Here is a 12,429-nt window from a genome sequence, read left to right on the forward strand (position 1 = left end):
ACAGGTAAAGGAGCCGAAAATGGCATCTTATTTAAAGGTGGAGAGCATTTAGAAATTGCTCATAAAATTGAAGCAATTGTGTTAGATAAAACAGGAACGATTACAAAAGGTAAGCCTGTAGTTACAGATTTTGAAGCAGACAATACAGAAGTTTTATCGTACTTATACACAGCAGAAAAATCATCTGAACATCCTTTAGCAGAAGCCATCGTTGAATATGGAAAAGAAAAACAAGCTAAAGAGCTAGCAATCGACCATTTTGAAGCAATACCTGGTCATGGTATCGAAGCCCGTATTGAAGGGAAAGATGTGCTAGCTGGAACACGTAAGCTTATGAACAAATATCAAGTAGACTTCCATTCTTATAATGAAAAGCTAGAGACCTTTGAAAAAGAAGGAAAAACAGCGATGATGATAGCAATAGAAGGGCATCTAGCTGGTGTAATTGCAGTGGCTGATACAGTGAAAGAAACAGCAAAAGAAGCTATCGACAAACTTCAATCACAAGGTATTGAAGTATATATGATGACAGGAGACAACGAAAGAACGGCACAAGCTATCGCTTCACAGGTAGGGATTCAACATGTATTTGCAGAGGTACTTCCTGAAGAAAAAGCAAACCATGTGAAGGAACTACAGAAACAAGGGAAGAAAGTTGCCATGGTGGGTGATGGAATTAATGATGCACCAGCTCTAGCAACAGCAGATGTCGGGATTGCCATCGGTACTGGGACAGATGTTGCCATTGAAGCAGCTGATATAACCCTTATGGGTGGAGAACTAACGTTGATTCCGAAAGCAATCGACCTTAGTAGAAAAACGATGAGAAATATCCGTCAAAATCTATTTTGGGCACTAGCTTACAATTCAGCAGGTATTCCAATTGCAGCCATTGGTTTATTAGCACCTTGGGTAGCTGGAGCAGCTATGGCGTTTAGCTCAGTATCAGTTGTGACAAACTCCCTTCGTTTGAAGAGAGTAAAAATATAATGATGTTCAAAACGAGACTTTTTGAACATCACTAAAATATTATACTAGGAGTGGATATATATGGTGAAAACAACATTACAAGTATCTGGTATGACATGTGGTCATTGTGAAAAGGCAGTAAAGGGAGCATTATCAGAAGTTAAAGGTGTAGATAACGTGACGGTATTTCTTCAAGACGGTAAAGTTGACGTTCAATATGATGATGCTCAAGTGAAAGTAGCAGCATTGAAAGAAGCAGTTGAGGATCAAGGATACGACGTAGAATAAAGAGATTTTATCTTTTGTAATATTTGATGAATGCATGTTTTTGTATTAATATATACAATTATGAAAGGAGGGTATCATGTTCATTATATGAGCATTTTATCCTCCTTCTTTACTTATAATTACTCAGCATCTGCACAAAATCTCCTTATTTTCTATTTATAATAAGAAAAAGCTTTTCGCGTACAATTGGTTGTTTAATTATAAAGGCTGTTTTTTGCATTAATTGTTGCTTTCCGTAATAAGAGAGCTAAACACGTTGGGATGTTTTTACTCTAAAGACTTTGAATGTCAAATACAACACAACAGTTACTTTATTGTAAGTGAAAAAGACAAAGTTAACGAAAAGACCATTTATAAAATGGCGACATACCTTCATCAATTGTGCAACATAACATTTACCTTGCTAATTTTTGTAACGATGGCTGTGAAGTTTCCGATAGGGACCAAGAGAAAATATTGTATTTATAGGAGTGACAATGTATATGAAAAGGAAACTACAAACAATAGCACTGTTGTCAATTACTTCATTATTATTTGGGTGTGGACAGAATGAGAATGAAGCACTACCTAACGACTCAGCACAAAATAATACTGAAATTGCAACAAATAATGATGCGACTGAAGAGAACGAGAAAGATAAGCAAACTGTCAAAGCTGAAACATCAAAAAACAAAATAACGGATAACGATTTTTACGAGCCGTTTAACGGAACATTAGAGCATGTTCACGGATTAGGATATGCTGGGAATCAAAATGCGATCTATTTTGCAGCTCATGATGGGTTGAAAGTGTACGAAGATGGCCAATGGTATAAAACAGTAGCTGAAAATCATGATTATATGGGCTTTAACGCAGTAGATGGAGGCTTTTTCGCTAGTGGACATCCAGCTGCCAATTCAAATCTTGTTAATCCTTTTGGTATTAAGCGTAGCTTAGATGATGGTCAAACATTAGAAACATTAGCTTTAGAAGGAGTTGTTGATTTTCATGTGATGGGTGTAGGATACGAAAGTCAAACAATTTTTGTCGCTAACCCAAAAGCGAACGATTTATTAGAAGAAGCTGGTGAGTTATATGTAAGCGATGACCTATCAGAAAATTGGGAGAAGATAGACGCAGAAGGCTTAAGTAAAGATATTATTAATATTGCTGTCCATCCAACTGATTCAAATAAAGTGGCTGTAGCAGCTAAAGAAGGAATCTACCTCTCAACTAATAAGGGTCAGTCATTTGAATTAATTTCAGATAATATGCAAGGTACGTCCATCTACATGTCAAATAAAGCGTTATGGTATGGCGGATATAATGGTGAGCCTCATCTTATTAAGAAATCCTTCGATAGTGAAACGGAAGAAATAATTACGTTGCCTTCCATGGATGAGGATGCAGTAATGTATTTTACTACCAACCCCCAAAATGACAACGAGTTAGCCTTTATAACCTACAACGGGAATGTATTTTACTCCAACGATGGGGCAGAGAATTGGGAGATGTTAGTAAATGAAGGGAAGATTCAATAGTAATTATTCGGATGAATTGTACCTTTACATACGTGCGCATAAACAGCTTGGTATCTTTTCTTCTGTAACATGATGACAACTATATATATTTGATTATTGTGGTTCTAGTTTGGTAACAATAGCAACAAAGTTTTGACAAGAGCCAAAATAAAACAGACTGTTATAAGTTCTATAGCTGATTTTGTGACGATGCCGTACATTTTACAACAAAAAACCCTATGTTGCGAATGAACTCAAAAATAACAGTCTGTTTCTATTTCCTGTAAAGGAGCTGGTTTCATCAATAAATTAGCTATAAAATTAGGAGCTCTTTTTTTTATTTTTATATTACTTATAGAGTCTATGATTTTTTTCTTACTATATTTCGGTATAGTGAATGAGCGAATTCAGAGTGAGACAGATGATTTATTTCGCAGAGGTATAAGTCATAGAGATGTGTTAGAAAAAAATTTTGATGAATTAACAATAAAACATGTTGCATTAATGGAATCGGAGGCTGTTAGTGCAGTAGTCATTACAAATGCTCAGTTTCAGATTTTAGAGCAGTCGGACACAATTAACCCTAAACTAGAAGAGTTAATAAAAAACAGTAAAGAGCAAATAGTACCTGACGATGGTGAGTTGCTAGAAAAAAAGTGGAAAACAGAAGAGTATTTAGCAACGATTCATCCGATAATATTTGATGGACAACATCAAGGGTATGTATTTATGTTTTCACCTACACAGCCTATAAGAAGTATGATTAACGGTTTAACTTATCAATTTCTCTTTATTGGTATGTTGTCTTTGTTATTATCCATTGCTACAATCTTTTTTCTGTCACGCTTTATTACGAAACCACTAATAGATATGAAAGAAGTGACTGAGAAGATTAGTACTGGACAAAATAACGTATTTTTAACAACGAATCGAGATGATGAACTAGGTGAATTAGCTAAAGCAATACATGTTCTGTCTAATAGGCTAGAGCATTTAAAAAAAGAACGAAATGAATTTCTATCAAGTATTTCACATGAACTAAGGACTCCGTTAGCCTATCTTAAAGGCTATGCTGATATTTTACAGCGAACTAATCTCACTTCAAAAGAGCGAAATGATTATTTGAAAATTATTGAGGAGGAAGCCACGCATGTGGTTAGCTTAGTAAAAGATTTATTCGACTTAGCACAAATTGATGAAAATGTATTTAAGATTCAACAACAAGACGTTCAAGTTCATCATTTTTTATCGTCTATCGTCGAGAAGTTTAAGCCGGCATACAGTGAAAAAGAAATTCATTTAAAACTTGTATGCCCAGAAAAAATTACTACTAGCATTGATCCAAACAGATTTGATCAAGTGATAAGCAATTTATTGGATAATGCTTTAAAACATTCAGCATCTCAATCTACTGTAGAAATTAATGCTAAAAAACAAGACGGCAAACTTACTATTATAGTAAAGGATGAAGGTGAAGGTATACCAGCGAATGAACTGCCTTTCATTTGGGATCGGCTGTATCGAGTAGAGAAATCTAGATCTAGATCAACTGGTGGTACAGGTTTAGGATTGTCGATAGTCAAAGGTATTGTCAATAGTCACGGTGGAGAAATAGACGTACAGAGCAAGATAGGTGAAGGAACTATATTTAAGATTGTGTTATAAGGAGGATGTTTTGACTAATGCCTGTCATTTTACTAGTAGATGATGAACCGAGAATGTTACAGCTACTAAAGTTATACTTGGAGCCAACTGGTTATAGCTGTAAAACCGTTCGCTCAGGCGAAGATGCAATCAACTATTTGGTGCAGCAAAAAGTAGATTTAGTTATTTTAGATATTATGATGCCAGAAATGAATGGGTGGGAAACTGCTGAAGAGATTCGAAGCTTTTCTGATGTGCCTATTATTATGCTTACAGCAAAGGAGCAAAGCTCTGATATTGTAAAAGGGTTAAGAATTGGAGCAGATGACTATATAACAAAGCCATTCGAGGAAACAGTTTTGCTAGCAAGGATCGAAGCCATTTTGCGTAGAACCAGTCCCAATAGCAAGATTGAAGTTGATGGCCTTACATGGGACAAAAGTAATCATCAGTTGACGTACGGTAATGAGAGTATTGTGCTTACACCGAAAGAGTTTGATCTGGTTGGGATATTGCTAGTTAACAAAAATTCAGTATTAACACGGGAGAGCCTTTTAGAGCAAGTATGGGAATTTGATTCTGAGACTGAAGATAGAACGGTTGATTCACACATTAGAAACATTAGAGAAAAATGCAAAAAAGCTGGCTTTCCAATTAATGAACATTTACAAACAGTCTGGGGAATCGGCTATAAATGGGTGTAAGCTTCACCATTTGTTGCCTCTTTTAATTCAAGGCTGTTTTCACATTAATGATTGTTTTAATACTAATACTTCGCTGTATCTTTTCTTCTATATTAAGATGCTAATCATATAAGACTTCTTTTTACAGTCGTAATTTCGTAAAAATATTAACAAAGTTTATTTGAAGAGTCTAATTAAATGATGTTTTACTGCAATAGGTAAAACAATCAAGTGTAGATAATAAATTTGTAACAATAATAGTTAATTTATAAAGTGCATGTTTTCTTCGTGTTGTTAGGAACGGTTAGTATTTCTTAAGAAATCCTTCATATTTATCTAATCAAAAAGTTAAGATTTAGGTTGTATAGTATGAATCAGAAGAATTATTGTACTTAATGATTCCTTTGAACAAACAATGCTATAAACTATGGAGGAGTAAAACATGAAAACATCATCATTGTCTAAGATGTCTTTAATACTTCTAGCAACACTATTATTATGGATTAAAACGTATATTGTCTATAAAACTAGTTTTGATATAAAAATTGAATCTTGGTTACAAGAATTTATTCTTTTTATTAACCCTTTAAGCTTTTTACTCGTTCTGTTTGGGATTGCCATGTTTATTAAAGAAAAACATCGTAATAGGTACCTGATCATAACGAGCCTCTTAGTTTCTTTTATTTTATTTGCAAATGTGTTGTATTATCGAGAGTTTACCGATTTTATTACAATTCCTTTACTTTTTCAAACTAATAATTTAGCAGATTTAGATAATAGTATTTTTGAGCTACTACATTTTACAGATATTTTGATGTTTGTTGACATTGTTGTATTGTATTTCATGATGCGAAATCGTCATAAACTTTCATCACGGACATCTTTTACAAACAGAGAACGTAGAGGTTATTTTTTAGTTGTCGCGATAGTGGTATTTTTCAACTTAGGACTTGCAGAGTCAGAACGTCCGCAGCTGTTAACTCGTACATTTGATCGTGAAATGCTCGTAAAAAATATAGGGTCATACAATTACCACTTATATGATCTTGTGTTAACGTCTAAAACGTCAGCCCAAAGAGCACTTGCGGATAGTAGTGAATTTGTTGAGATAGAGAATTTTCTAAATGCGAATTACACAAAGCCAGTTGAAGACCTTTTCGGTATTGCAAAGGATCGTAATGTCATTATGGTTTCAATGGAATCTTTGCAAAGCTTTGTGATTGATGAAACGATTAATGGGGAAGAAATTACACCGTTTTTGAATGACATCATTGGAGAAAGTTATTATTTTAATAATTTTTATCATCAAACAGGTCAAGGTAAAACATCTGATTCTGAATTTGTAGTTGAAAACTCGTTATACCCTTTAGGTAGAGGTGCTGTGTTTTTCACGAATGCGGAAAATGAGTACCGTGCTACCCCAGAGATCTTAAAAGAAATAGATTATTATTCTGCAGTGTTTCATGCAAATAATAAGAGCTTTTGGAATCGTGATGTCATGTATCCTAATCTTGGATATGACCGTTACTTTTCATTGGTAGATTACGATGTGAACGAAGATAATTCAATTGGTTGGGGATTGAAAGATATTGAGTTTTTTGATCAATCTGTTGAGAAGCTTAAAACATTACCTCAACCGTTTTACACAAAATTTATTACGTTAACAAATCATTTCCCATTTGAGCTAGATGAAGGAGATAAAATGGTAGATGAATTTACGTCAAACAGTCGCACACTTAATCGTTATTTCCCAACGGTTAGATATATGGATGAAGCATTGAAAAGCTTTGTTGAACAATTAAAACAAGAGGGTTTATATGATAATTCAATTCTCGTGTTTTATGGTGACCACTATGGTATTTCAGAAAATCATAATAAAGCGATGGGAGAATTTTTACAGGAAGATATCACACCTTTTGATGTCGTACAATTACAAAAGGTTCCATTCATTATTCATATACCGGGTGTGACTGACAAAAATCCAGAGGTCATTTCTAAAGTATCAGGTCAACTAGATGTGAAGCCAACAATTCTACATTTATTAGGTGTCGGCACGAAGGATGATGTGCACTTCGGATCTGATATTTTCTCAGAAGATAAACTAGATTTTATTGTGCTTAGAGATGGAAGCTTTATCACTGAAAACTATGTATATACAAAATCTACATGCTATGATAAAGAGACAGGGGAAGAGACGGACAGCTCTAAGTGTGAGCCGTATGAAGAAAAAGCAAAGCAGGAGCTCGAGTACTCTGATAACATTGTCTACGGGGATTTATTAAGGTTTTATGAAGGAACATCATTAACAAATGGTTTAACTGAGCAAGAGTGAATGGGTTTTATATAAGTTGCAACATGATAGTTTCATTTTATCACTTCACCTTTCAGAAATATTTTGTTAAGGGCGTGTGCACATTAATTGTTGCTTTTCGAAATATAAGCAAACACTAATATAATTATCATTCACGGTGTCTTTTCTTCTCTAAAGACTATGAAAGTCATATTAAATATATCTGTTACTCTAATATAAATGAAAAAACAAAGTTTTATGAAAAGAGCCTTAGTTGAAGCCGCGCCCTAATTCGACAATTTTTTTAAAAATCCTATCAATCGCCCATAATTACAAGTATAATGAAACAGACGTAAAAATGTTGGGAAGTGAAGTTGATGAGAAAAATAAAAATAGTGACTGATTCCACAATTGATGTTTCAGATGAGGTTTTACAAAAGTATGGCATTGAAATGGTACCGTTAATGATAACAATAGAGGGGAAATCTTTTCTTGACAGAATTGACATTTCACCTAGTGAATTTCTAAATAAAATGAAACAAGCTGTTCATCTACCGAAAAGCTCACAGCCATCTACAGGACAATTTGTTGAATTATATGACAGATTAGATGAAGAAGGGTATGATGTGATTTCTATCCATATGACAGGTGGTATGAGTGGTACTGTTGCATCTGCAGAAACTGCTGCAGAAATATCAAAAGCCAATGTGACTGTCGTCGATTCGAGGTTCCTTTCTAAAGCTTTAAGTTTTCAAGTGTTAGAAGCTGCAAAGATGGCTTTAGACGGTAAAAGTGTAGATGATATTGTGAATAGGTTAGCAGAGATTCGTAACAATAGTTTTTTATATCTTACTGTTGATACACTTGAAAATTTAGTAAAGGGTGGCAGAATTGGCAAAGGGAAAGCGTTTATTGGCTCTTTACTGAACATAAAGCCGATATCTTCACTCGAAGGTGGAAGTATTACACCGGTAGGTAAAGTTAGGAGTCAATCGCAAATAGTGAAGTATTTAACTAAACAATTTGTTAAGGATGTTGAGGGTAAAGTCATAAAAGCAGTAGGTATAGCACATGCAGATGCACGTGATCTAGCAGGAAAATTAAAAGAAGCTATTAGTCATGCCTCCGGGTATGAAGAAATTGAAATTGTGGATACAACCCCTGTTATTTCACTCCACACTGGAGCAGGTGCTATGAGTATTATGTATTTTGCTGAATAAATTAAATGCGTTGATGTAAAAAATTTAAACATTGATAATAAATATATTCCGTATTATTCAATGAGTGAATGACTAACAAGTACAATTAAGAGAAGTTTATATAAGATTATATTTAGTTTTGAAATAACTGCGTAATATTTTTAAATAGATTAAACTAATAAGAGGATATGCTGTTCATTCTATGAGCAAATACCCTCTTTTTTTTTTGCATTTTAGAGCTATTAATTAGACGTTGTAAATGGTTTTTTTTATGTGTAAATTGTACATAATGCCACTATCCTCCAAGCACATAAGCAAATTTTCCGTTGAGTGTGAAAGCACATTAGAAGGGTTGTCTCCAACGAAAATCGTAGCAATGACACTATGCGTTTTCACATCAATGACTGTCGTTGTCAAATAAATCCATCTCTATTCAATGCTTGTTATATTAAAAGTATAGGAAAGTTGGTCGGTTAATTCGCTAACTGTGAAATAACAATGATATTTAGTTGAATAGGTAGTATACTAGTATACACCTGGGCAAGTAAGGACTAACAACAATTAAAGCAGTTAGAATAATGAAATCAGATGAATCTAAAACACATAAAAGCGCATGGGATCATGAAGAACAAATATACCTACAGCAAATCAAGTCAACAAAAGTTATATACTCCAACATCTTTTATACGTATTGTGTGAAAGTGGACTTATATTAGGTACTAAACCAAACTTCTCTATAAGTATAGCTACAATAAATAAAGAGCATGTTTTTAGAGCAGTTCAACTAGTAAGAGAAGATCCTAATAGTAGAATCTACACAAGAGGGATTGTTGTGTAGAGTTTTGGAAAGGAAAAAATCTTATAATTCACATTTTAGATGTATATTGATCTATTTGGGCATAACAACTAAATTGAATAGTAAAGAAACATAATAGTGTTGAACAACTATTATTCACATTAAATGCACGAACAAATCAAGAATGCATAACATGTAATACACTGGCATGATGACATGGAAACAGAAACCCCCCCACTCTTTGAATAGAGTAGGGCATTTCTTATGTTTGCTTACCCTTTTTGAAATGTAGTTACGTTGATGCATCTGCAATTGAAAGAAAGTGTTACTCCTTGTTGGAGTGGATTATTTGACATGACAGTCAATCTGTACTTATGGCATCCTGTCCCTGGTTCATCACAGACTGTATTGTTAGGAGTTAATGTATATTGCTGATTAGCCCTATCATCAGTGAGGTTATATAAACAAAGAGTTTTTGTAGTACTTTCAGTAATACGTTCAACTATATAAAATAAGTTGATAGGATTTGGTATATCCTCAACCACATCAACGAGTATATCAACCATTGAATCAACCTTTGCAATCCAATTCTTCTCACTGACCATTATAGTATCTGTGGTTAAAGTTACAAATGGTGTAGGTACAGGTATTCCCACCCCATCACCATTAAAAGAGATAGGTGTATTTTCACAACGACAAAATAATTCATTGTTTCCTTTTCCTTTACATCGACAATCAGACATCACTAAGTCATTCCTTTCATTAAACTTAATTAGCTTCTCTTATATTTAGTGAATGCTTGATGTCTTAATTGTGCAACTGACAGTTGTCTACATCTTATTCTGGTAATATCAATCTTTATTTTTTATAGTGTCTTTCGGTTTAAGTATTGGTATTTATATTAAATACGTAGTTTTTTTGTAAATAATATTGTGAAAAAGAGGAATTTGTGTGGCAAAAGTTGAAAAAAACTCTATACAATAACTCGTAAAGGATGTTCTGATGATACATAAATTCCATCGATTGAGTTTTTTTAAAAAAACACTAATCTTTTCATCAGTTTTTGTCATTTTTTTAGGGATCGCAACAGCGGTAATCAGCTACCAAATACAGAAAAACGCTACAATACAATTGTTGTCTGAAAGTGCCATAAATTTAACTAATTTATGGAAGGAAATATTGGTACCAGAGGATGTTACTACAATTAAGAGTAACGAAGAGTTAAATTCCCCTTCAAGAACTCACATTATTGACCTCTTAAATCATATTCATGAAAACTATTCCATGTATTCAAGAGCTTATTTGTTAGATTTTGATCGTAACAATTACAATAGCTATCATGTCATTGTAGATTCAGAACATAATATACAGGGTGAACGAGAGCTCGAACATCATATACATAATAATAAGGAATATACGAATGCATTTACCTTAGCAATAGCCGAAAATAAAAGTGCTGCAACAGGCTTATATAAAGATCAAATGGGGTTATGGATCACTGCTTTTACGCCAATTGTCGGCGATGAGGGAAATATAATTGCTGTGTTAGCTATAGATCTAGACGCTACAGAGATTCGAGATGAATTGAGGAATTTACTTATATCTTTATTTATCAGTTTTGTTATTTTATTTAGTATCATATTAAAGATTCAGCAATGGGGTTTTTCTAAGATGATGGATCCTTTAAAAAAGCTGTTTGAAGGGGTTTACCAAGTTAGTAGAGGTAATTTTGATGTGAAACTATCATATGTAGATACTTCTGAATTAGGATATTTAAAAGATGAATTTAACAGTATGGTTGGTTATTTACGAACTATATTTGAACGTGTTCAAGTAACAGCAGAGCATTTTGGGAAAAGAAATTATGCTACTCAACAGTTGCATGGGTTTGAAAAAGCGATAGGAGAAATTGATGAAATTATTCATCAAACGAAGCTTCAGAAGGAACTACAAAGAGCTGAAAAAATGAATGCAATTGGTCAAATGGCTGCATCAGTCGCTCATGAAATTAGAAATCCGATGACGGTAGTAAAAGGTTTTCTTCAGATTTTCCTCGCCAATGAAAATATTAAGAGTCAAGAAAGAGAGTTTATCCATTTAATGATAAATGAGTTAAACAGGGCAGAAACGATTATTAATGACTATTTGTCTCTTGCTAAACCTGATGTAGGTGAATGTGAAGAAGTGAATTGTAGTGACATTGTAAAAAATGTTACTGATATTGTGAATTCATATGCTCTAATGAAAAATAATATCTCGATTATAGAACATGTAGAAGAAGGGCTTTACGTAAAAGGAAATAAAGGAGAACTGAAACAAGTGTTGCTAAATATTATGAAAAATGGCATCGAAGCAATGAAAGCAGAGGGAGAGTTATCAGTCACATGTGTAAAAGATGCTTCATATGTACGGATTGAGATTACCGACTCTGGCATTGGCATGACTCAGGATGAGCTTGATCGCTTAGGCACACCTTTTTATTCGTTAAAAGAAAAAGGCACAGGTATTGGTCTTATGGTATGTTATCAAATTATTGAGCAAATGAAAGGGAAAATTATAGTGGAAAGTGTAAAGAATAAAGGGACTACGTTTAGCTTATTTTTACCGATTGTAAACTAATATCAAAAAGTGTAAAAGAGTGCTTCACATAAAAAAATATCATGAAAGTTACTAGAGTTCATCAGTATGGTAATTTAGCAAACCCCGTCTTGCAATATAGAATGGGGTTATTTGCTGTAATGACAATGGGTTAATGATACGTATGACCGCATGATTTAAATTATCTGGAATTTTGTCTCAGAATGAAACCACCATTATTTAAAACATATCTTCATAAATTCTTCATTTTTATGTAATCAAAAACTTAAGAATTACCTAGTAACATTAAACACGATAAATATGGAAAAGCAGTGGTAGCTATTATATTTATTATGTAACTTTTTTTGCTTAGATGTCGTTTAATATTTTGTAGGTTTGAAAAAATTTTAGCTATGTACTTCACAAAGATAATGATATTAGATATAATATCACTGTACTATGAGTAGTAATACAGAAAATACAA

The 12,429-nt window shown here is 33.5% G+C and carries 10 protein-coding genes; 8 read left to right on the forward strand and 2 right to left on the reverse strand.

What is annotated here, in order from left to right; genetic code table 11:
• The 7 genes from ACSVDA_RS00005 to ACSVDA_RS00035 form a co-directional block, all read left to right on the forward strand.
• Window positions 1–990, forward strand: a 990-nt coding sequence (locus tag ACSVDA_RS00005) for a heavy metal translocating P-type ATPase (protein ID WP_485879740.1), incomplete at its 5' end; no start/stop codon positions are given.
• A 60-nt stretch (window positions 991–1,050) separates the two neighbouring features.
• Window positions 1,051–1,257, forward strand: coding sequence for a copper chaperone CopZ (gene copZ, locus ACSVDA_RS00010; RefSeq protein WP_485879742.1), 207 nt, complete (start codon window positions 1,051–1,053; stop codon window positions 1,255–1,257).
• A 482-nt stretch (window positions 1,258–1,739) separates the two neighbouring features.
• Window positions 1,740–2,777: a F510_1955 family glycosylhydrolase gene (locus ACSVDA_RS00015; protein ID WP_485879743.1), complete on the forward strand. Its 1,038-nt coding sequence runs from the start codon at window positions 1,740–1,742 to the stop codon at window positions 2,775–2,777.
• 342 nt (window positions 2,778–3,119) lie between these two features.
• Window positions 3,120–4,421 (forward strand): HAMP domain-containing sensor histidine kinase, encoded by a 1,302-nt coding sequence (locus ACSVDA_RS00020; protein ID WP_485879745.1) that lies wholly within the window; start codon window positions 3,120–3,122, stop codon window positions 4,419–4,421.
• 17 nt (window positions 4,422–4,438) lie between these two features.
• Window positions 4,439–5,104 (forward strand): response regulator transcription factor, encoded by a 666-nt coding sequence (locus ACSVDA_RS00025; protein ID WP_485879747.1) that lies wholly within the window; start codon window positions 4,439–4,441, stop codon window positions 5,102–5,104.
• Between the two features lie 421 nt (window positions 5,105–5,525).
• Window positions 5,526–7,415 (forward strand): LTA synthase family protein, encoded by a 1,890-nt coding sequence (locus ACSVDA_RS00030; RefSeq protein WP_485879749.1) that lies wholly within the window; start codon window positions 5,526–5,528, stop codon window positions 7,413–7,415.
• Window positions 7,416–7,750: 335 nt separating this feature from the next.
• Window positions 7,751–8,593, forward strand: a complete 843-nt coding sequence (locus ACSVDA_RS00035; RefSeq protein ID WP_320209825.1) for a DegV family protein — start codon at window positions 7,751–7,753, stop codon at window positions 8,591–8,593.
• 225 nt (window positions 8,594–8,818) lie between these two features.
• On the opposite strand, the gene ACSVDA_RS00040 is transcribed toward ACSVDA_RS00035, so the two are convergent.
• Together ACSVDA_RS00040 and ACSVDA_RS00045 are read right to left on the reverse strand one after the other, a co-directional pair.
• Entirely contained in the window at window positions 8,819–8,989 is a 171-nt protein-coding gene (locus ACSVDA_RS00040) for a hypothetical protein (RefSeq protein WP_485879751.1), read from the reverse strand.
• 651 nt (window positions 8,990–9,640) lie between these two features.
• A complete protein-coding gene (locus ACSVDA_RS00045) occupies window positions 9,641–10,111 on the reverse strand; it encodes a hypothetical protein (RefSeq protein WP_485879752.1) in 471 nt (156 codons plus the stop codon).
• A 280-nt stretch (window positions 10,112–10,391) separates the two neighbouring features.
• Here ACSVDA_RS00045 and ACSVDA_RS00050 point away from each other — a divergent pair, with 280 nt between their 5' ends.
• Window positions 10,392–11,987: an ATP-binding protein gene (locus ACSVDA_RS00050; RefSeq protein ID WP_485879754.1), complete on the forward strand. Its 1,596-nt coding sequence runs from the start codon at window positions 10,392–10,394 to the stop codon at window positions 11,985–11,987.
• Window positions 11,988–12,429: the final 442 nt, after the last annotated feature.

Origin of the sequence: Cytobacillus sp. Hm23, from assembly GCF_051842895.1 — a bacterium.
Lineage (GTDB): Bacteria > Bacillota > Bacilli > Bacillales > SM2101 > Nanhaiella.

Excerpts from the sequence above, each read along its gene's own strand:
- ACSVDA_RS00020 (WP_485879745.1), top strand. The coding sequence starts at position 3,120 with ATGATTTTTTTCTTACTATATTTCGGTATAGTGAATGAGCGAATTCAG.
- ACSVDA_RS00015 (WP_485879743.1), top strand. The coding sequence starts at position 1,740 with ATGAAAAGGAAACTACAAACAATAGCACTGTTGTCAATTACTTCATTA.
- ACSVDA_RS00035 (WP_320209825.1), top strand. The coding sequence starts at position 7,751 with ATGAGAAAAATAAAAATAGTGACTGATTCCACAATTGATGTTTCAGAT.
- ACSVDA_RS00030 (WP_485879749.1), top strand. The coding sequence starts at position 5,526 with ATGAAAACATCATCATTGTCTAAGATGTCTTTAATACTTCTAGCAACA.
- ACSVDA_RS00025 (WP_485879747.1), top strand. The coding sequence starts at position 4,439 with ATGCCTGTCATTTTACTAGTAGATGATGAACCGAGAATGTTACAGCTA.
- ACSVDA_RS00045 (WP_485879752.1), bottom strand. The coding sequence starts at position 10,111 with ATGTCTGATTGTCGATGTAAAGGAAAAGGAAACAATGAATTATTTTGT.
- copZ (WP_485879742.1), top strand. The coding sequence starts at position 1,051 with ATGGTGAAAACAACATTACAAGTATCTGGTATGACATGTGGTCATTGT.